Annotated in this window: 14 protein-coding genes and 1 tRNA gene; 6 read left to right on the top strand and 9 right to left on the bottom strand. The window is 69.3% G+C overall.

Annotated features, from left to right (window positions below; translation table 11 throughout):
• Positions 1-115: 115 nt before the first annotated feature.
• The 6 genes from ACQGNW_RS12840 to ACQGNW_RS12815 form a co-directional block, all read right to left on the bottom strand.
• Positions 116-4,195 carry a chemotaxis protein CheB gene (locus tag ACQGNW_RS12840; RefSeq protein ID WP_426663579.1) on the bottom strand — a complete coding sequence of 1,360 codons (4,080 nt, stop codon included), beginning with the start codon at positions 4,193-4,195 and terminating at the stop codon, positions 116-118.
• A 592-nt stretch (positions 4,196-4,787) separates the two neighbouring features.
• Positions 4,788-5,507 carry a pseudouridine synthase gene (locus ACQGNW_RS12835; RefSeq protein ID WP_426663578.1) on the bottom strand — a complete coding sequence of 240 codons (720 nt, stop codon included), beginning with the start codon at positions 5,505-5,507 and terminating at the stop codon, positions 4,788-4,790.
• On the bottom strand, positions 5,504-6,571 hold the full coding sequence (locus ACQGNW_RS12830; protein WP_426663577.1) for a class I SAM-dependent methyltransferase: 1,068 nt from the start codon (positions 6,569-6,571) through the stop codon (positions 5,504-5,506). Before ACQGNW_RS12830 ends, ACQGNW_RS12835 begins: the two co-directional genes overlap by 4 nt.
• Complete coding sequence (locus ACQGNW_RS12825; protein ID WP_426663576.1) at positions 6,568-7,356, bottom strand: AcvB/VirJ family lysyl-phosphatidylglycerol hydrolase; 789 nt, start codon at positions 7,354-7,356, stop codon at positions 6,568-6,570. The genes ACQGNW_RS12830 and ACQGNW_RS12825 overlap by 4 nt, the downstream gene beginning before the upstream one ends.
• Positions 7,357-7,382: 26 nt before the next feature.
• On the bottom strand, positions 7,383-9,989 hold the full coding sequence (gene mprF / locus ACQGNW_RS12820) for a bifunctional lysylphosphatidylglycerol flippase/synthetase MprF (RefSeq protein WP_426663575.1): 2,607 nt from the start codon (positions 9,987-9,989) through the stop codon (positions 7,383-7,385).
• A gap of 73 nt (positions 9,990-10,062) precedes the next feature.
• Positions 10,063-12,045 (bottom strand): OPT family oligopeptide transporter, encoded by a 1,983-nt coding sequence (locus ACQGNW_RS12815; protein ID WP_426663659.1) that lies wholly within the window; start codon positions 12,043-12,045, stop codon positions 10,063-10,065.
• A 180-nt stretch (positions 12,046-12,225) separates the two neighbouring features.
• Here ACQGNW_RS12815 and ACQGNW_RS12810 point away from each other — a divergent pair, with 180 nt between their 5' ends.
• Both ACQGNW_RS12810 and ACQGNW_RS12805 read left to right on the top strand, forming a co-directional pair.
• Positions 12,226-12,963: a glutathione S-transferase family protein gene (locus tag ACQGNW_RS12810; protein WP_426663574.1), complete on the top strand. Its 738-nt coding sequence runs from the start codon at positions 12,226-12,228 to the stop codon at positions 12,961-12,963.
• Positions 12,964-13,013: 50 nt separating this feature from the next.
• A complete protein-coding gene (locus ACQGNW_RS12805; protein ID WP_426663573.1) occupies positions 13,014-13,460 on the top strand; it encodes an FKBP-type peptidyl-prolyl cis-trans isomerase in 447 nt (148 codons plus the stop codon).
• A gap of 749 nt (positions 13,461-14,209) precedes the next feature.
• Here the strand turns inward: ACQGNW_RS12805 and ACQGNW_RS12800 are convergent.
• Together ACQGNW_RS12800 and ACQGNW_RS12795 are read right to left on the bottom strand one after the other, a co-directional pair.
• Positions 14,210-15,190, bottom strand: coding sequence for an LLM class flavin-dependent oxidoreductase (locus ACQGNW_RS12800; RefSeq protein WP_426663572.1), 981 nt, complete (start codon positions 15,188-15,190; stop codon positions 14,210-14,212).
• 221 nt (positions 15,191-15,411) lie between these two features.
• Positions 15,412-15,597: an oxidoreductase-like domain-containing protein gene (locus ACQGNW_RS12795; RefSeq protein WP_426663571.1), complete on the bottom strand. Its 186-nt coding sequence runs from the start codon at positions 15,595-15,597 to the stop codon at positions 15,412-15,414.
• A gap of 103 nt (positions 15,598-15,700) precedes the next feature.
• Between ACQGNW_RS12795 and ACQGNW_RS12790 the strand changes: the two genes are divergently transcribed.
• The gene (locus ACQGNW_RS12790; protein ID WP_426663570.1) at positions 15,701-16,816 is read left to right on the top strand and encodes a glycoside hydrolase family 18 protein; all 1,116 of its coding nucleotides are present in this window, start codon (positions 15,701-15,703) and stop codon (positions 16,814-16,816) included.
• 59 nt (positions 16,817-16,875) lie between these two features.
• Here ACQGNW_RS12790 and ACQGNW_RS12785 read toward each other — a convergent pair.
• A tRNA-Arg gene (locus tag ACQGNW_RS12785) sits at positions 16,876-16,952 on the bottom strand.
• A gap of 116 nt (positions 16,953-17,068) precedes the next feature.
• On the opposite strand from ACQGNW_RS12785, the gene amaB reads away from it, so the two are divergent.
• The 3 genes from amaB to ACQGNW_RS12770 all read left to right on the top strand — a co-directional run bounded on the left by amaB (position 17,069) and on the right by ACQGNW_RS12770 (position 19,776).
• Positions 17,069-18,604 carry an L-piperidine-6-carboxylate dehydrogenase gene (gene amaB, locus ACQGNW_RS12780; protein WP_426663569.1) on the top strand — a complete coding sequence of 512 codons (1,536 nt, stop codon included), beginning with the start codon at positions 17,069-17,071 and terminating at the stop codon, positions 18,602-18,604.
• Positions 18,605-18,709: 105 nt separating this feature from the next.
• Positions 18,710-19,003: a DUF4190 domain-containing protein gene (locus ACQGNW_RS12775; RefSeq protein WP_426663568.1), complete on the top strand. Its 294-nt coding sequence runs from the start codon at positions 18,710-18,712 to the stop codon at positions 19,001-19,003.
• A gap of 2 nt (positions 19,004-19,005) precedes the next feature.
• On the top strand, positions 19,006-19,776 hold the full coding sequence (locus ACQGNW_RS12770) for an SDR family NAD(P)-dependent oxidoreductase (RefSeq protein WP_426663567.1): 771 nt from the start codon (positions 19,006-19,008) through the stop codon (positions 19,774-19,776).
• Positions 19,777-19,780 lie beyond the last annotated feature (4 nt).

Below are 19,780 nucleotides of genomic sequence, written 5' to 3'. Positions count from 1 at the left end.
TCGCAGAAGGGCCGGGAGTGGGAACTCGCGGCCCTTTTGCTTTCCGTGTCCCCGACTCGCCCCTGGCGTTGCCCCGGTTGATGCCGCGCGGCGGCGGACGCTTCGCGCCGGCCGGCTAGGCGGAGCCGAGCGCCGCGTGCACCGCCTGGCCGAGTTCCGCGCGCGTATAGGGCTTGGACAGCACCTTGACGCCCCCGAGATCCCCGTCCGCGGCTTCGGCGCTGTAGCCGGAGGTGAGCAGCACCTTGATGCCCGGCCGCTGCGCGTGGATCCAGCGCGCCAGGTCCGTGCCCGACATCTTGCCGGGCATCACGATGTCGCTGAAGACCAGGTCTATCCCGGCTCCCGGTTCCAGCAGCGCGATCGCATCGTCCGCCGTTCTCGCGGCCACGACGGCGTAGCCGAGCGTTTCCAGCAGCCGCTTCGCGACCTCGCGTACGTTCTCCTCGTCTTCGACGACGAGCACCCGTTCGCCATCGCCCCGCGGAACGGAGCCGGCGCCGCCGGCCCCAGCGCCATCGACGACCCTGGCGCCGGCCCTTGGCAGGTAGAGGCTGACCGTCGTTCCGGTCCCCGGTTTGCTGGCGAGGTCGAGAAAGCCGCCCGCCTGCCGAACGAAGGTCTGCACGCTGAACAGGCCCAGGCCCGTGCCCAGGTTGTTCTCCTTGGTCGAGAAGAAGGCCTCCGTGGCGTGGCTGAGGGTTTCCTGGGTCATGCCGACCCCGGTGTCGGCCACGCTCAGGCAGAGGTAGTCCCCCGGCTTCGCGTCCGGAAGGCCGGCGGCGCTGGCGGCGTCCACCGTCACGTTGCGGGTCGCGAAAACGATCTCGCCGCCGCCCGGCATCGCGTCCCGCGCGTTGAGGGCCAGGTTCAGCAAGGCGCTGTCGGTTTCGGCGGGGTCGATGTCAACGGGCCACAGGTCGGAGGTGAGCCGGGTGGAGATCGCGATCTGTTCGCCCAGCACGCGCTTGAGCAGCGCGGCGGTGTCGGAGACGCGCTCGTTGACATCGACGCGCTGCGGCTCGTACCGGTGCTTGCCCGCCAGCGAGAGCAGCCGCCTGTTGAAGCTCGCCCCCAGTTCCGCGGCCTTTACCGCCTGGTCGATCAGCTGGCGGGCGGACTCGTCCCCGACGGACTGCTCCACGAGTTCCAGATTGGCCGTGATGACGGTCAGCAGGTTGTTGAAGTCGTGCGCAATGCCACCCGCGAGCCGCCCCACCGTCTCGATGCGGCGCACCTGCGCGAGGTCTTCCTGCACGCGATGGCGTTCCGTGACGTCGCTGATGGCGCCGAACCATTCGACGATCCCGCCGTTCCCGTCCAGCAGCGGGATGGCGCGCGAGAGCGCCCAGCCCAGCTTTCCGTCCGGGCGCTTCACCCGATGCTCCAGCTCGAAGGTGCTCCGGGTCCTCATCGCCTTCGCGATGGCCTCCTTCATCAGCGGCTGGTCAGCAGGGTCGATGTAGGTGTCGAGCCAGTCGGTACTCGGTTGCTTGGTATCGCTGATGAAACCGTGGCCGTCGAGCGCGCGCATCTCCTTCCAGTCCGGACTCATCCGGTAGACCACATAGGAGTTCGCGGTGACCAGCGCGCGGAAGCGCGCCTCGCTCTCCTTCAGTGCCGCCTCGGTGCGATGGAGCTGGGTCAGGTCGATGAAGGTGATCACCACGCCGTCGATCCGCCCATCCAGCGTCCGATAGGGGCGAACCCGCATCAGGAACCAATCGCCCCCGGTGCTTTCGATTTCGCGTTGGACGGGCACGAGATCGCGCAGCACGGAGCGCGCGTCCGCCACCAGCCCGTCGTATTTCAGCCGGTGGGTGAAGTCGGTGATCGGCCGCCCGGTATCGCTAGCCGTGATGTTGAACTGATTGACGATGCCCGGCGTGAACAGCTTGATGCGCAGCTCGGTGTCGATGAAAAGGGTGCCGCCCTCCGTCGCCGCGATCAGGTTCTGCAGGTTCGCGTTGGCCAGCGAGAGGCTTTCGACCTTGCTTCGCAGCTCGCTGTTGAGGGTCTGCAGTTCCTCGTTCATGGACTGCAGTTCTTCGCGGCTCGTCTCCAGTTCCTCCGAGGTCGAGCGGTATTCCTCGTTGATGGACTGCAGCTCTTCGTTGGCGGCCCTGAGCTCTTCGTTGGTGGTCTCGTATTCCGCCCGGCTCACGCGCAGCAGCTCCTGCGAGAACTCCAGTTCCTCGTGCAGCCTGCCGACCACCGCATCCGCCTCTTCGCGACCCGGCTGGGATGTGATGGCGTGGTCGACGAGCTCGACGGGGCCGCCGTCGAGGAACACCACCAGCGCCTCGCCGACGGCATCGTCCCGCTTGACCGGCTGGACGTGCAGGATCACCCGCCGTTGCGTGCCGTTGAACTGCACCGGCACGGGCAGGCTGAGGCTGGTTTCGCCGCGCTCGAAGGCCAGCTGCAGACCACGGCTGAGTTCGAACTTCAGCTCCGGCCGGATGAGCTGGACGATGTTGCTGGTCGGCGTCCCGCCTGGATGCTGCAGGAAGCGGCCGGCGGTCTCCGAGAGATGCAGCACGCGCTGGTCGGCATCGACGAGAACGCTTGGCGGCGCGAACTCCTCCAGCGCCTTGCGGTGGGCGCTGGCCTCGCCGGCGCTGGCGGGCGAAAGCGGCAGCGGCCGGCTGCGGGACAAGGTGATGGCGGGAAGAACGGGAATGCGCGGGGGCAGCGGCGGATGCTCCGCCTGGCGGATCGCCTGGTAGATGCGGTTCTTGCGGTCCACCACGCGAAACGCGGCAGGAACGCCTTCGGCGCTTTCCGCCGAACCGAGGAACAGGAAGCCCCCCGGGTTCAGCGCATAGTGCACCGTAGCGAGCACGCGCTTCTGCGCGTCCGGCTCCAGATAGATCAGCAGGTTGCGGCAGGAGACGAGGTCGAGCCGCGAAAAGGGCGGATCCTTCAGCAGGCTGTGGTTGGCGAAGATCACCAGGTCGCGAACCGCCCGCTTGATCCGGTAGCGTTCGCCCTCGCGGGTGAAGAAGCGTTGCAGCCGTTCCTCGGTGACGTCGCTCTCGATGGTTTCCGGATAGAGGCCGTCGCGCGCGGTCTCCAGCGCGGCGGCATCGATGTCGGTGGCGAAGATCTGGATCTCGCGATGGACCTCCTGCCGCGTGGCCTCTTCCAGCAGGAGCATGGCCAGCGAATAAACCTCCTCGCCCGTGGCGCACCCCGGCACCCAGACCCGCAGCGGCGTGTCGTCCGACGATCTCGACACGAGCCGGGGAATGGCCTGCGCGCCCAGCGCGTCGAACGCCTCCGGGTCCCGGAAGAACGTGGTCACCGAGATCAGGAAGTCGCCGAACAGCGACTGCACCTCCTCGACGTTGTTCCGGAGGTAGGCGAAGTAATCGTCCATCCGCTCCAGGTTGCGCAGCTGCATGCGGCGGGTGAGTCGACGCAGGATGGTCGGCGTCTTGTAGCTGGAGAAGTCGTGGCCGGTGCGCGTACGCAGGTAGGTCAGTATGCGGTTCACCGCGTCGCCGGCTTCGGCTGCAGTCTCCTGCGTCCCCGGGTGCTGTCCGTGGCCGACGAGATCGACCAGTTTCGCGGCAAGCTGCGCCATCGGGGCCACCACGTCCACGCAGCCGGTGTCGATGGCGCTTTGCGGCATCGAAGGATACGCGGCTTCTTTCGGCTCCTGGACCAGGACGACGCCGCCGGCGCCCTTCATGGCGCGGACACCGTTGGTTCCATCCGAGCCGCTTCCCGACAGCACGATCGCGAAGCTGTTGCATTGCCGTTCGGCCAGCGAGCCGAAAAACCGGTCGATGGGCGTGCGCCGCCCGCGCGGTTCCTCGAACGGCAGGGAGGCGATCTCGTCGTCTGCCACGGCGAGCTGCCGGTCGGGAGCGATCACGTAGACGTGATTGGCCTCGATCGGCAGCGTGTCCATGACCTCAACCACCGGCATCCGCGTGTGATGGGAGAGGATCGGCGCCAGCTCGCTGGAGTGGTCGGGGTCCAGGTGGGTGACGACGACGAAGGCGACGCCGAGGTCGGCCGGAAGCAGGTTGAACAGGGCCTGCAATGCAGCCAGCCCACCCGCGGAACTGCCGATGGCCACCACCCGGCAAGGCGGAGAGGAGGCTTCCGCAGCTGCGCTCTTGGCCTCGTCGGACGTCGCCATACTCAAATCCCCTTGCGGCGCGGTTGCCGGGCTGCGGCGCACGAATTCCCTGGTGCCAAGAGCGCGTTTTCGGCAGGCAGGCATTATCGCCGAATCGGCGACGGACGTGCGCCATCGCGCGGGAAAAGCCCGCGTGCAACCGGGCAACTGATCCGGACGGGCTTCGCGGAGACGCGTCGGCAGCGATGCACGAGCGGGCGTGGAACGACACCTCGCCGCCGCCACGCGATGCCCTGGTCGCACGCTGGCACCTGCCAGGCGGGCGGCCACGCCCCGGCGGCAGGACCGGACGGGTCTCCGCGGCGTTGGGATGCCGTGATGTCGACCGTGGTCTCCCCGACGATCTGGCCCGGTGCGGGTCGCAGGCAGAAGCCGGCAAAGACCAAGGACAAGGCCGCCGCCTGCAAGCAGCTTGGCCGGAGTGATCGCGGACGGACAGCGCGTCGATGACTGCCGCAACCGCGATCAGCGGGCCGACGCGCATGGCGGCACTTCTCGCGTGCGCCCCCTTCAACCGTCGCAGGAATTCCTGCCGGTGCCACCGGCCGAGGCGCACATCGCATGCGGCACGGCGCGGCAAGGGTCATGCGGCCGGGCGGCAGGTGGTGCAGCCTCGAGGGCTTTCGTCACCGTATCAGGCCCGGCATGCGGATGGCGCGCCGAAGGCTCGCGCGACATCTTCCGCGTCCAGCACGCGCCAGGCGCCCGGCGCCAGTTCGCCCAGGCAGAGCGCGCCGATCGCGACGCGCTGCAGCGTCTCCACGCGGTTGCCGGTGGCGGCGAACATGCGGCGCACCTGGTGGTAGCGGCCTTCGTGCAGCGTGAGGCGGGCATGGCGCGGACCCAGCGCGTCCAGCGCGGCGGGAGCGAGCGGCGTGGTTTCCGATTCCAGCATCAGGGTGCCGCTGGCGAACAGCGCGGCCTCGTCGCCGCGCAGGTCTTCGGCCAGGGTGGCCTCGTAGACCTTGGCCACGCTGGCCCTGGGCGAGATGATCCGGTGCAGCAGCGCGCCGTCGTCGGTGAGCAGCAGCAGGCCCGAGGTGTCGCGGTCGAGCCGGCCCACGGTGGAAAGCGCGGGCTCGCGCACGCGGTAGCGCGGCGGCAGCAGGTCGTAGACCACTCGGCCGGGGTCCTTGCGCGAGCAGGTGACGCCCAGCGGCTTGTGCATCATCAGCACCAGGCCGGGCGGCGGGTCCAGCGGCTCGCCGTCGATGCGGATGCGCGCGTGCTCCACCCTGTCGTCGGCGTACAGCACGTCGCCGTCGGCGTCGGTGATGCGGCCTTCGCGGAACATCCATGCCACGTCCTTGCGGCTGCCGTAGCCGAGGTTGGCGATCAGCTTGACCAGTTTCATGCGCGCGGGCTCCTGGCCTCGATCACCTTGAAGCCGTCCTGCAGCGCGAGCTGGCGCACCTCGGCGAAACGCGCGGCGAGCAAGGCCTCGTAAGGCAGGTGGCGATTCGCCACGATCAGCAGGCGACCCGGCGCCGTCAACGCATCGGCGGCGCTGGCGATGAAGGCGCGGCCCAGTTCCGGCAGGTCGGCGCGCCCCAGGTGGAACGGCGGGTTGCTGACGATGGCGTCGCAGCGCTGCGGCAGGCCGCGGGTGACGTCGTGCCAGTGCACCCGCACCGGCAGATCGCGACCTGCCGCGCGCAGTGCGTTCGCGACGTTGCGGCGCGCCGGTTCCAGCGCGCGCGCCTCGGCCTCGTACAGGTCCAGCGCAGCGATGCCCGGACAGCGCGCGATCAGCTGCGCGGCGAGGTAGCCGTAGCCCGCGCCGAGATCGGCCACCTGGCCATGCAGGTCTCCAGGCAGATGCGCGGCGAGCAGCGCCGAAGCGCGGTCCACACGATCCCAGGAAAACAGGCCGGGACGGCTCCACCAGCCGTCGGCGGTTTCGCGCGGCGCGTCCAGCGCGCGCCATGCGGCCCGCAGCACGCGGTCGACCGCGTCCGGCCGCGGTGTGGCCCAGAACACCCGGCAGTGATGCTTGGACAGGCTGCCCACCGTGCCGGCGAGCCGGGCCAGGTCCGCCTCGCCGGACTTCGCCCCTTCGGCGTTGGCCATGCTCGCCACCAGCGTGCCGCCCGGTGCAAGGCGGTCGAGCGCGCGGGCGAACAGCGCGCGCGCCTCGTCGCGCTGGCGCGGCGGCAGCAGCAGCACCAGCGGGAAGGTTTCGCCCTCGCCCGCCTCGCCGACGCGCAGGCCGCAGCGCGCCAGCTCGTCGGCAAACGGCAGGAAGCTCTGCTCGCACAGCCAGCCGGACTGCGCGATCTCCCGCAGGCGCACGCCGGCACGGGCGCGCAGGAACAGCGCGCGGCCATCCGCCGGCGGCTTCAGCACGCCGGTGTCGAAAGGCACGAACAGGGCGGACAGCGCGGCTTCGGGCGCGTCCGCGGCGAACCCGCCGCTCACGGCTGCAGTGGCGTCGCCGCGGTGGCGCCGGCCGCCGGCAGCTCCCCGACCATCTGCGCCGCCAGCGGCTGGTAGCCGCCTTCGAAATGGTGGTCGCCGTTCTTGGCGTGCACGGTCACCCATGCGGGCAGGCCGGGGTCGGTGCACAGGGCATCATCCGCTTCGTCCTTGCCGTAATAGCAGACCACCGGGAACTGGTCCTTGAGTGCGACCACCGGCGGCAGCGCATCGTAGTGCGGCACCTTGTTGAACTTCTCCAGCACGGTCTTCACGAAGGCCTTGAAGCGGCCCTGCGTGATCATGTAGCCCTCGAACTGGATCTCGAAGCTGGCGTCGCGGCTGGGCGACAGCAGCACCAGCTGGGCGATGCGCGCGCGGTTGGTGGGGCTCAGCTTGTCGATGAAGGTGGGCAGCACGTCCGCGCCGAAGGAGAAGCCCACCAGCCACACGCGCCGCTTGTGCCACTTGTCGAGGTACTTGGTCATCAGCGCGTCGAGTTCGGCGGCGGCCTGGTCCGGATCGCGGTTGCGCCAGAAATACTTGAACGCGTTGATGCCCAGCACCGGGATGCCGTCCGCCACGAAGGCGTTGCCGAGCTGCTTGTCGAGGTCGGCCCAGCCACCATCGCCGGAGTACAGGATGGTGAGCACGTCGCCCTTGCCCGCCGGCGCCTGCACGCCGGCCGCGGGCACGAGCACGATGGTGGACTGCTCCAGGCTGGGTTTCGAGAACGGCGTCCAGATCATGGCCAGCCCAAGCACGCACGCACCGATACCAGCCCACATGATCCGCTTTCCTCGTTTCGACATGCTCATCGGCGCACGACCCCGGTGAGGCCGCCGGAAATCAGGCTGGCCACGTTGGCCAGGATCATCGGCAGCGCGATGCCGCCCGGCACGGCCATGTAGCGCGGTTCCCACTCGGGGTCGAACTTGTCCTTGTAGCGCTGCAGGCCCTGGAAATTGTAGAAGCGTTCGCCGCGGCCGAACACCAGCGCGCCAAAGCGGTTCCACAACGGCGCCTGGCGCCGGTTGCTGAGCCCGGCCAGCGGTGCCATGCCGAGGTTGAACCAGCGGTAGCCTTCCCGCTTCGCCCACTGCATCAGCTCGACGAACAGGAAATCCATGATGCCGGAAGGCCCTTCGGGCACGAAGCGCATCAGGTCCAGCGAGGCCTCTTCCTTCGTCTCGGTGAGGAACAGGTTGGCGAAGGCCACCAGCTGCTCGCCCTGCCACACCAGCGCCATCGGCGTGCGCACCAGGTAGCGGGGATCGAAGGCGCCCAGCGAGAAGCGCTTCTCGCGCGCGTGCTTGTCGGCCAGCCAGGCGTCAGAGATCCGCTTGAGCCGGGGCAGCAGCGGCGCCACCTCGTCCGCCGGCACGATCTCCAGTCGCAGGCCCTCGCGCGAGAGCTTGTTGATGGTGCCGCGCAAGGTCTTCTTGGACTTGCCGTCGAGGTTGAAATCGGCCAGCCGCACGCGTGCTTCCTCGCCGATCTTCAGCAGGTTCATGCCCACCTCGAGGTACATGTCCAGGTCGTCGGGGCTGACCTGGTAGAACACCGGCCAGCCGCCTGCGCGCTCGCATTGCTCGAGGAAACTCCACACCAGCTCGCGCCGCGCGTCCTCGTCCTCGCCCACCGGGTCGCCCATGGTCACCCAGCTGCGGCCCTCGGTGTCGTACATCAGGAAGGCCTTGCCTTCGGCATCGAACAACAGGTGCTTGTCGGCCATCAGCGCCAGGTGCGCCTGCGCCGAGCGGAAGCCGCGGATCAGCGGCAGCGCCCGCTGCAGCTCCGCCTCGCTCGGCGGCACGCGGCGCAGGCGCTGCGGCTTGATCAGCGCCGCCAGCGCGAACAGCAGCCCCGCCACCGCCGCGCCCACCAGCGCGCGCAGCGCGCGCGGCGCACCGCCCTCGTGGAAGCTGAACTCCCACCACAAGCTGCTGCTGTACTCCACGTGCTTGTAGCTGAACATCACCAGCCAGGTGGCGCAGCCGAACACCGCGAGGATCGCCACGATCCACCCGGCCGAGAAGCTGGTGCTGAACAGCGAGGCGCGCCGGTAGAACAGCCGGTGCGCGGGCGCCAGCGCCAGCGCCAGCAAGGCCAGCAGGGTCGCCTCCTCGTAGTCGATGCCCTTCAGCAGCGAGAACACCGCGCCGGCCGCCAGCAGCACCAGGGTCAGCCAGTAGGCCGCATCCAGCCGCCGCTGCAGGCCACGGGCGAGGATCAGCAGCAGCATGCCGATCACGCTGGCCAGCAGGTGCGACACCTCCAGCACCGACAGCGGCAGCACGTTGCGCAGGATCGCCATGCGGTCAGGCAGCGCCTTGGTGGCGCCGGAAAACAGCAGCACCGCACCGGATACCAGGGTGAGCCCCGCGAAGAACGACGGCAGCAGGCCGGTGAACCACGGCGACCACAGCGACTGCCGGCGCAGCCCGCGCGCCTCGCGCTGCAGCACCAGCACGGTGGCCGCGCACAGCGGCATCAGGTAGTAGACGACGCGGAACGCCGCCAGCGACCCCAGGATCGGCGCGGCCAGCGTCGCGTTGCCGGTGGCGCCGAAGCCGGCCAGCATCACCGCCTCGAACACGCCCAGCCCCCCCGGCACGTGACTGACCAGGCCGGCGATCTGCGCGATCACGAAGATCGCCAGGAAATGCCCGAAGCCGGCATTCAGCCGGTCCGGCATCAGCACGTACATCACCGCGGCCGCCAGCCACCAGTCCAGCGCACCCACCAGCACCTGGCGCAGCGCCGCCAGCGGCCGCGGCAGCAGCACGCGCCAGCGCCACAGCCGGATCGGCTTGCGGATGAAACCGCCCAGCACCCATGCCAGCGGGATCGCCGTCAGCACGATCGCCACCGTGATCCGCCAGTCGCTCATCGGCAGGCCCGAGGGCAGCGGCACCACCAGCAGGGTCACGCCGGTCAGCGCCAGCAGGCCCAGCCAGAAGCTGAGCGTGCAATACAGCACCAGCTTCGCGATCTCGGTGGTGGACAGGCCGTTCTGCAGGTAGAAGCGGTAGCGGATCGAACCCGACACCAGCAGCGACATGCCCACCGCGTTGCTGAACGCGTAGCTGATGAAGGAGATCAGCGTGACCCGTCGCCACGGCAGCGGCCTGCCGATCGCGGCGAGACCGAAGCGGTCGTAGAACGACATCACGCCGAAACCCAGCGTGGTCAGCACGATCGCCAGCAGCAGGCGCTCGCGCGACACGCTTTCCACGTACTGGCGGATCTCATGGTAGGTGACGTCGCGCGCCAGCAGGTGCAACGCCCACAGTGCCAGGCACAGCATGCCCACCGACAGCAGCGGCCCGGCGATCCGGCGCAGCAGCACCAGCCGCTGGCTGGGCGGGTTCAGGCCTTCGTCCGTGCGCGGCACCTGCTCGACTTTTTCCTGCTCCACGCGACGCTCGTTTCCCCTGGAAGGCATCTAGTTTAGGGCAGGCCCTGTTGCGAGCGATGAACGGCGCCCGCCATCACCGCGCCGAGGTGCCCTGCCCCATGCGCGCGATCCAGCGGTACATCACCACCACCAGGGCCACGAACACGATGCCGCCGATCCACTGCGCCGCCCCGGCGAAACTCCCGCCCACCAGCGCCAGCGGTGCCGCCTTGCCGGAGAGGCCGACGATGAACGCGATGACCACGCCCATCACGCTCTCGCCCACGATCAGGCCCGAAGCAAGCAGAACGCCGAGCTGCTTGGTGGCTTCCGGCTTCTTCCCGCGATCCGCGCGACGATCGAAGAACCAGCCCACCACCGAACCCACCACCACCATCAGCGTGCTGACGGTCGGCAGGTAGATGCCCAGCCCCACCGCCAGCGGCGGCAAGCGCATGCGCCTGGTCGTACGCATGAGGATTTCGTCGACCACGATGATGGCGACGCCGATCCAGATGCCCGTGATGATCAGGCTCCAGTCGATGTTGTTGGTGATCACGCCCTGCGCCAGCGCGGAGATCAGGCCCGCCTGCGGCGCCGGCAGCGCGTGCGCACCGGCACCGGCCACGCCCACGAAGCCGTAGGCCTTGTTGAGCATGTCCAGCACCGGCGGAATCACCGCCGCACCGGCGATCACGCCGACCACCAACGCCACCTGCTGGCGCCACGGCGTGGCATCGACGAGCTGACCGGTCTTCAGATCCTGCAGGTTGTTGTTGGCGATGGCCGCCACGGCGAACACCACCGAGGTGATGAACAACGCGAACGCCACCAGCGCCTTGCCTTCTTCCGGACCCACGTGTGGCTTCACGAACGCCACCAGCAGCAGCGCCGCGGCGATGACCACGAGGATGCCCACGCCCGACAGCGGGCTGTTGGACGAACCGATCAGGCCGGCCATGTAACCGCACACGGTGGACACGAAGAAGCCCATCAGCACCACGAAGGCCACGCCCCCGATGGCGAGTACGGCAACGTGGTCACCCAGGCCGCTGGTCTCACCGAAGTAGCCGAGCAACCAGGCGATCGGCACGAAACAGGCCAGCGTGATCAGGCCCACAATGCCGATCGGGATATCGCGCTCGGTGCGCGGCAGCGAGTCGGCCTTGCCGGCCTTGCGCACGCGCGAAGCCGCCATCGCCGAAGTCAGGCCGCTGATCACCGGCTTCACAAGCTTGGCCAGTGTCCAGATGGCCGACACGCCGATGGCGCCCGCACCGACGAAGCGCACCTTGTGGCTCCAGGTGGCGTTGGCGAGGTCCGCCACCGACTGGCTCATGTCCCCCAGCACCGAGTAATGCGGCACGCCCCAGCCCCAGCCGATGACGGCACCGGTGAGCATCGCGATACCCACCGACAGGCCCACCAGATGGCCAATGGCGAACAAGGCGAAGGAGAGGTTGAAATCGAAACCGCTGACCGCGCCCTTGTCGCTCACCCGGAAGTTGCGCACGAAGTCGGACGCGAACACCTGCGTGGCCACCATCACGGCGAACAGCGCCGAGACGATGGAGCCCCACAGCACGGCGAGCAGGCCGGCACGGCCTTCTTCCACGCTGCCGGCGTCCGCGTCGTCGCCGGCGCCCACCTTGAGCACTTCGGCGCAGGCGAGGCCCTCCGGATACGGCAGGTCGGTATCGGTCACCAGCGCTCGACGCAGCGGGATGGAATACATCACGCCCAGGGTGCCGCCCAGCGCGCAGATGGCGAACGAGGTCCAGAACGGGAAGTCGGCCCACCAGCCGATCATGATCATGCCCGGCAGCACGAAGATGATCGACGACAGCGTGCCCGCCGCCGAAGCGATGGTCTGGACGACATTGTTTTCCTGGATGGTGGAGTCCTTGAACCCGCGCAGCAGGGCCATGGAAATCACCGCCGCCGGGATCGAGGTGGCGAAGGTCAGGCCGGCCTTGAGGCCGAAGAACACGTTCGCCGCGGTGAACACCACGGTGATCACGATGCCGATGAGCAGGCCGCGCAGGGTGAGTTCGGCGCGCGAGGACACGCTGGGCATGGGCTGAGGGTTCACGCTGGTACTCCCCGGATGGACGCTGCCGCGCAAGATAGCGTGGATTGCCCTTTCCTGCTCGTCTTGCGCGGACTGCGGGTTGGCGCTACGCGGACGCGGCTGCTGACAGCAGGCTGTCAGCAGCGCCGCACCAGACTGGCCGCCGTCCACCCAAGGAGTCCCGCCATGAACACGCCACAGATCACCCTGTACGGTTGCGCCCCTGCCTTCGACCTGCCCGACCCCAGCCCCTTCGTCACCAAGACCGAGGTGCAGCTGCAGATGGCCCACCTGCCCTATCGCAAGGTGTTCGCCATCCCGCCGGAAGCACCCAAGGGCAAGCTGCCGTACATCGACGACGACGGCGAAGTGGTGTGCGATTCCACCTTCATCCGCGCCCACCTGGAGCGCAAGTACGCGCTGGACCTGGACGCGGGCCTCGACACGCGCCAGCGCGCGGAAGCCTGGGCCGTCGAACGCCTGCTGGAGGATCACCTGTACTGGGCGATGGTGTGGTTCCGCTGGGTCGACCCGGACAATTTCGCCAGGGGCCCGGCGCATTTCGTCGACCGCGCGCCCGAGGAATCGCGCCAGCAGTTGCGCGAGAACATGCAGGCCGCGAAGCGGAACGAGCTGCACGCGCACGGCCTGGGCCGCCATTCGCGCGAGCAGATCGCGGAGCTCGGCACGCGCTCCATCGATGCGCTGGCCACGCTGCTGGGTGAACGCGACCACCTGTTCGGCGACCGGCCGCACGCCGTCGACGCCATCGGCTTCGGCGTGCTGGCCGCCGTGCTCACGCCGTTCTTCGACTCGCCGCTGCGCACCGCCGCCGAACGCCACCCGAACCTGGTTGCCTACGTGGCGCGCATGATGCACGTCTACTATCCGGCGCACGCCTGGCGGCAATCGCTGGCGGCCTGAAGCGCGGGCGATCTGCGATGATGGGTCCTCGTCATCGCGGATACCCACCCATGCGCCATCGCCTCGCCCTGCTCGCCGCCGGCGTGCTCGCCCTCGCCGCCTGCAACCGCACCCCGCCGCCTCCGCCGACCAGCCACGGCCAGGTGGACAAGCTCGCCACGATCGACACCAGGGTGGGGACCGGCGCCGAGGCGAAGCCCGGCATGACGGTGCGGGTGCTCTACACCGGCTGGCTGTACGACGACCGCGCCAGGGACAAGCACGGCACCCAGTTCGACAGCACCGACGACCACGGCGGCCAGCCGTTCTCCTTCCCGCTGGGCCAGGGCCAGGTCATCCAGGGCTGGGACCAGGGCGTGGCCGGCATGCGCGTGGGCGGCGAACGCACGCTGCTGATTCCGGCCGAACTCGGTTACGGCGCACGGGGAGGCGGCGACGTGATCCCGCCGAATACATCGTTGGTGTTCGATGTGAAGTTGGTGGGCGTGGAACAGTGACCAGAGGCGCGCCCTCGGCGCGCCTTCGCTCTGGCGCAGGTTTCTTTTCCCATTCGGGAGAATGGCTGGAAAACGAAGCCTTGCTTTCGCTCTTTCGCAGGTGAAAGAGCGGTTTCGGTCGCCTGCCGGCGTCCGGGTTCCTTCTCTTTGCTGGCCCACGCCACCGCAGGAGCAGCGGCGAACGGCGAAACCGGCCCGAAGGGCGGGGGACAGGATGCCCGCAGTCAAGAGAAGCAACCCAGAGAAATGGCCTGGTTCGATACGCCGGAACTACAAGCGCGATGTGTCGAGGCTGTTGGAGCTGCACCCGCCTGTGCGATAGACGTGGCGGCCATGCCGCGCCGTATCTGGGAACTGAGGGTACAAAGCCCCGCGGCGCCTTGCGCCGCTTTGGCTTTGGCTTTCGCAGTGCTCTGGCGGTTGCTTCTGCGCGCTGGGAGCGCGCTGCTTCTCCGGGGCCCCTGGGCGGCGGTGAGGCGGGGACGAGCAGGCCGCGCAGCGGGCGAATCCAGGGATGGATTCGCCTTTTCGCGCGGGCACGATGCCCGCTCGAAAAGCCCGGCCCCGCCTCACGCACTCGCAGGGCAGGATGCCCGCAGAGCGCCTACCGGGGGTGACCTTCTCTTTGGTTTTCTCTTGGCCACGCAAGAGAAAAGTAACTCGGCCACTGGCAGGTGGACGAAACCGCTCTGTCGCCTGCGGTAATGCGAAACAGGCAAGCGACAAGAAGATCGACCTCATCGAGCAGGCTACCCGCGCGCAGCCGCCACCAACTCGTACGACCGCCGCCGCAACGCATGCTCGAACACGTTGCTGGTGATCATCAGCTCGTCGGGCCGATGGCGTGCGACGAACTCCGCGAGGCCCTGCTTCACGGTCGCTGCATCGCCCACCACGGCGCAGGCCAGCGCCCGCTCCACCATCAGCTTTTCCGTCGCCGTCCAGTACGCCTCGATGTCGTCGATCGGCGGCGGGATCAGGCCGGGCCGGCCGCGGCGCAGGTTGATGAAGCTCTGCTGCTGGGTGGTGAACAGGCGGCGCGCCTCGGTATCGCTGCCGGCCGCCACCACGTTGATGCCGAGCATGGCGTAGGGCCGCGTCAGCCGTGCGGACGGCCTGAAGTCGCGGCGATACAGCGCGAGCGCCTCGTCCATCGCGTCGGGCGCGAAGTGCGAGGCGAACGCATACGGCAGACCCAGTTGCGCGGCCAGCCGCGCGCCGAACAGGCTGGAACCGAGGATCCACACCGGCACCTCGCTGCCCGCGCCGGGCACCGCGCGCACCGTCTGCCCCGGCGTGGCCGGCTCGAAATAGCCCAGCAGTTCCGCCACGTCGTGCGGGAATTCGTCGGCACTTTCGTAATAGCGGCGCAGCGCCCGCGCGGTGGCGTGGTCGGTGCCTGGGGCGCGCCCCAGGCCGAGGTCGATCCGCCCCGGGTGCAGTGCGGCCAGCGTGCCGAACGCCTCGGCCACCTGCAGCGGCGCATGGTTCGGCAACATGATGCCGCCCGCTCCCACGCGGATGGTCGAGGTGCCGGCGGCCACGTGGCCGATCAGCACCGCCGTCGCCGCGCTGGCGATGCCGGGCATGTTGTGGTGCTCGGCCAGCCAGTAGCGGGTGTAGCCCAGCCGTTCGGCGAGCTGCGCGAGATCCAGCGTGTTGCGGAACGCCTGTGCGGCGTCGCTGCCTTCGGTGATCGGCGCAAGGTCGAGGACGGAGAACGGAATCATGGCGGTACCCGGAATCGCGATGGGCCTTGATCTGGGGGCACGGGTGGCGCTTGCCAATGCGCCGCCGTCAACCCGCAACCGTGGAGGCCCCACACGCCGCGGAACTTTCCGTCGGCGCGTGCGGCAGTGGCCCGTGCGCGCGTGGCAGACCAGCCACCTGCCGCACCCATTCGCGACTGGCCGCCCTCTGCCAAGCCGGAAGGCTCGCAATCCGCGGCCGCTCAGGCGTCCGGATGGCGCTCCTGCCATGCCGCCAACGCGGCCTTGTAGCGCTCCAGCGCCTGCTCGTAGATGTCGTAGACACAGGGCACGCAGCCCTCGCCGCAGCAATCGGCGGGATCGGGCTCGGGCGGCGGCTGCGGCCGGGGATCGCCGGCCAGGTCGGCAGGCGGGTCGGCGGGGCTCACGCGCGTGGGTTCCGGTCGGGCATGCCGGAAGTGTATCGCCGCACTGGCCGCGCGACGGGCGCGCTGCGATGATCGAGGACTCCCCCGTTGCGGAACCCCTCCGATGCCGTCACGCCGTTCCCGCTTCCTGCCCGCGCTGCTCGCCCTGCTGGCGCTGCCCGCATGCGCACTCGCCACGCCGTCCGCAGCCGCCGGCAGGCACTATCGCGTGGTGGCCTACGACACTGCGCAGCAGCCCATTGCGGCGGATGACGTGGGCCGCATCGACACGCTGATCTTCGCGTTCGCGCAGGTGGTCGACGGCCGCGTGGTGCTGGCTCCCGCCGCGCGCGAACGGCTGCGGCAACGGATCGCGCTGAAGGCCACGCATCCCGGACTGAAGGTGATGGTCTCGGTGGGCGGCTGGAGTGCGGGCGGCTTCTCCGAGGCGGCGGCCACCGCCGCCGGTCGCCAGCGCTTTGCCGACAGCGCGGCCGCGCTGCTTGCCGATACGCATGCCGACGGCCTCGACGTGGACTGGGAATATCCCGGCCACCACGAGTCCGGCATCGCCTCCAGCCCGGAGGACCGCACGCACTTCACCGCCCTGCTCGGGATGCTGCGCGCCACGCTGGATCGCACTGGCCACGGCAAGCACTACCTGCTCAGCATCGCCGCCGCCGACGGCCTGTTCGTGGACGGCATCGACATCGCCGCGGTGGCGCCGTCGCTGGACTGGTTCAACCTGATGACCTACGACTTCTGCAACGCAATGACGCCGACCACCTGCAACCATACCGGCCTGCATGCGTCGAAGCTGGCGCCGGCCGATGCGCGCACGCTGGCGCGCGCGGTGCGGCAGTTCCTCGCCGCCGGCGTGCCGCCACGCAAGCTGGTGCCGGGCGTGGCGTTCTACGGCCGCGAATTCGCCGAGGTCGTGCCGGCCCACGACGGCCTGTTCCAGCGCTACGGCCATTACCAGGGCGGCCACGACTGGCCGCAGCTCAAGGCCGACTTCATCGACCGCAACGGCTACGTGCGCTACTGGGACGCGCAGGCCGACGCGCCGTACCTGTGGAACGCCGCCACCCGCCGCTTCATCAGCTACGACGACCCGCAGTCCATCGCCGCCAAGGCCGCGTTCGTGAAGGCGGAGCACCTGGGCGGCCTGATGTACTGGGAACAGGGCAGCGATCCCGACGGCGAACTGCTCGGGGCGATCTGGCGCGACCTGCAGTGACGCCCTCGCGCGGGCCGACGGAAACAACGAAGGCCGGCATCGCCGGCCTTCGTCGCACCTGGTGCCCCCGACACGATTCGAACGTGCGACCTTCCCCTTAGGAGGGGGACGCTCTATCCAACTGAGCTACGGGGGCGGAACGCGGATTCTGGCATGGATTGCCGCACTGCGCGAACCGGCGCAGGGGGCGCCCCTGCTAGAATCGGCGTTTTGAAACAGGACGCCCGCGCGCGTCCGGCGAAGGAGCAACACATGTCCCACAGCATTCTCAAGGCGCTCGGCCTGGCCGATGCCAATTCCGGCAGCTACCTCGGCCACGGCGAGTGGTCGACGACCACCGATGCCGGCACACTGGCCCCGACGAACCCCGCCAACGGCGAGGTCATCGCCACCGTGCACGCCTCCGGCGCCGCCGACTACGCGCTGATCGTCGAGCGCGCGCAGGCCGCCTTCAAGGCCTGGCGCGCCACGCCGGCGCCGCGCCGCGGCGAGGCGGTGCGCCTGTGCGGCGAGGCGCTGCGCCGGCACAAGGATGCGCTCGGCTCGCTGGTCGCGCTGGAGATGGGCAAGATCAAGCCCGAGGGCGACGGCGAAGTGCAGGAGATGATCGACATCGCCGACTTCGCCGTGGGCCAGAGCCGCATGCTGTACGGCTACACCATGCACTCCGAGCGCCCCGGCCACCGCATGTACGAGCAGTGGCACCCGCTCGGCCTGGTCGGCATCATCAGCGCGTTCAACTTCCCCGTCGCGGTGTGGGCTTGGAACGCGTTCCTCGCCGCGGTCTGCGGCGACATCTGCATCTGGAAGCCCTCGCCGAAGACCCCGCTGTCGGCGATCGCCGCGATGAAGATCTGCAACGAGGCGCTGCAGGCCGGCGGCTTCCCCGACATCTTCTTCCTGTTCAACGACGCCGGCACCGGGCTGTCGCAGGCTTTCGTCGACGACAGGCGCATCCCGCTGATCAGCTTCACCGGCTCCACCAAGGTGGGCCGCATGGTCGGCGAGCGCGTGGCGCAGCGCATGGGTCGCTCGCTGCTGGAGCTGGGCGGCAACAACGCGATCATCCTCGACCAGAGCGCCGACCTGAAGCTGGCGATTCCCGCCATCGTGTTCGGTGCGGTGGGCACCGCCGGCCAGCGCTGCACCACCACGCGCCGGCTGTTCGTGCACGAGTCCATCGTCGACGACGTCACCGCCAGGCTGGTCGCCGCCTACAAGCAGGTGGAAGGCAAGATCGGCGATCCCACCGACCCGAAGACGCTGATGGGTCCACTGAACAGCGCCGAGGCGGTGCAGGCCTACCTCGCCGCGATCGGGAAGGCCAAGGCCGCGGGCGGCAAGGTGCTCACCGGCGGCGCCGCACTCGCCGACCGCAAGGGCCATTTCGTGCTGCCGACCATCGTCAGCGGCGTGAAGAACAGCGACGAGGTGGTGCAGACCGAGACCTTCGCGCCGATCCTCTACGTCATGCCGTTCAAGACGCTGGACGAGGCGATCGACATGCAGAACGACGTGCCGCAGGGCCTGTCCTCGGCGATCTTCACGCAGAACCTGAAGTCGGCCGAGCAGTACCTGTCGGCGGCCGGCAGCGACTGCGGCATCGCCAACGTCAACATCGGCACCTCGGGCGCCGAGATCGGCGGCGCCTTCGGCGGCGAGAAGGAAACCGGCGGCGGCCGCGAGTCGGGCTCCACCGCGTGGCAGGCCTACATGCGCCGGCAGACCAACACCATCAACTACTCCGACGCGCTGCCGCTGGCGCAGGGCATCAAGTTCGACCTGTAACCCGGGCCTCCCTCCCCTTTTCCCCGGCACGGCCGGGGGAAAGGCTTGGGGTGAGGAAAGCTCTCCGCTCCAGCGCCCGCTGGACAACGCACAAGGATCGACGCCATGAGCTATCAGCCTCCCGCAACACGCAGCACCAACGCGCTGGCCGTGGTCAGCCTGGTGTCCGGCATCGCCGCCTGGTGCGTGTTCCCGATGCTGGGTGCGATCGTGGCGATCGTCTGCGGCCACCTGGCACGCGGCGAGATCCGCCGCGCGCCGCCGGGCAGCATGGATGGCGACGGCTTGGCGGTAGCCGGCCTGGCGCTGGGTTACGTGCAGCTGGCCCTCGGCGCGCTGCTCGTCGTCGTGGCGATCGGCCTCCTGTTCCTCGGCATCGGCCTGCACTTCTGGCGCTGACGATGGCGGATACGCCGACAGCGTTCGACTTCCGCGGCTGGCGTGTCGTCGTCGCCGGCGGCAGCAAGGGCATCGGCCGCAGCATCGCGCTGGCGTTCGCACAGGCCGGCGCGTCGGTGTCGGTCTGCGCGCGTGGCGCGGAGGCGCTCGGGGCCACCCGCGCCGAACTGGCCCGCGGCGGCAACCCGGTGCATGCCGCCGCCTGCGACCTCGGCGACGCGGACGCCATTACCGCCTACATCGACGAAGCCGCCGCCGCGCTGGGCGGCATCGACGTGCTGGTGAACAACGCGAGCGGCTACGGCTTCGCGGACGACGATGCGGGCTGGCTGGCCGGTTTCAACGTGGACCTGATGGCTGCGGTGCGCGCGTCGCGCGAGGCGCTGCCGCACCTGCGCCGGTCGCCGCACCCGTGCATCCTGCACACCAGTTCCATCGCCGCCTTCCATCCCCGCCGCCACGGCGCGCCGTATGCCGCGGTCAAGGCCGCGCTCAGCCAGTACACCACCTCGCAGGCATTGGCGCTGGCGGAGCATCGCATCCGCGTCAACGCCATCGCGCCCGGCTCCGTCGAGTTCGCGAACGGGCTGTGGGACCGGCGCAGGCGCGACGATCCCGGGCTCTATGCCGCCACGCTGGCGAAGATCCCGTTCGGCCGCTACGGCACGCCGGAGGAGATCGCCCACGCCGCGCTGTTCCTCGCCTCGCCGTACGCTGGCTGGATCACCGGCCAGACGCTGTGCGTGGATGGCGGCCAAGGTCTTTCAGGCTGACCCG

Source organism: Rhodanobacter aciditrophus, assembly GCF_050026795.1.
Lineage (GTDB): Bacteria > Pseudomonadota > Gammaproteobacteria > Xanthomonadales > Rhodanobacteraceae > Rhodanobacter_A.
The sequence above is the reverse complement of the archived record's forward strand: the minus strand, read 5'-3'. Positions and strand labels throughout refer to the sequence as shown.

Bases quoted from the DNA above. Each gene is read 5' to 3' on its own strand.
- ACQGNW_RS12835 (WP_426663578.1), bottom strand. From the start codon at position 5,507: ATGAAACTGGTCAAGCTGATCGCCAACCTCGGCTACGGCAGCCGCAAG.
- ACQGNW_RS12825 (WP_426663576.1), bottom strand. From the start codon at position 7,356: ATGTGGGCTGGTATCGGTGCGTGCGTGCTTGGGCTGGCCATGATCTGG.
- ACQGNW_RS12815 (WP_426663659.1), bottom strand. From the start codon at position 12,045: ATGCCCAGCGTGTCCTCGCGCGCCGAACTCACCCTGCGCGGCCTGCTC.
- ACQGNW_RS12810 (WP_426663574.1), top strand. From the start codon at position 12,226: ATGAACACGCCACAGATCACCCTGTACGGTTGCGCCCCTGCCTTCGAC.
- ACQGNW_RS12805 (WP_426663573.1), top strand. From the start codon at position 13,014: ATGCGCCATCGCCTCGCCCTGCTCGCCGCCGGCGTGCTCGCCCTCGCC.
- ACQGNW_RS12800 (WP_426663572.1), bottom strand. From the start codon at position 15,190: ATGATTCCGTTCTCCGTCCTCGACCTTGCGCCGATCACCGAAGGCAGC.
- ACQGNW_RS12790 (WP_426663570.1), top strand. From the start codon at position 15,701: ATGCCGTCACGCCGTTCCCGCTTCCTGCCCGCGCTGCTCGCCCTGCTG.
- amaB (WP_426663569.1), top strand. From the start codon at position 17,069: ATGTCCCACAGCATTCTCAAGGCGCTCGGCCTGGCCGATGCCAATTCC.
- ACQGNW_RS12775 (WP_426663568.1), top strand. From the start codon at position 18,710: ATGAGCTATCAGCCTCCCGCAACACGCAGCACCAACGCGCTGGCCGTG.
- ACQGNW_RS12770 (WP_426663567.1), top strand. From the start codon at position 19,006: ATGGCGGATACGCCGACAGCGTTCGACTTCCGCGGCTGGCGTGTCGTC.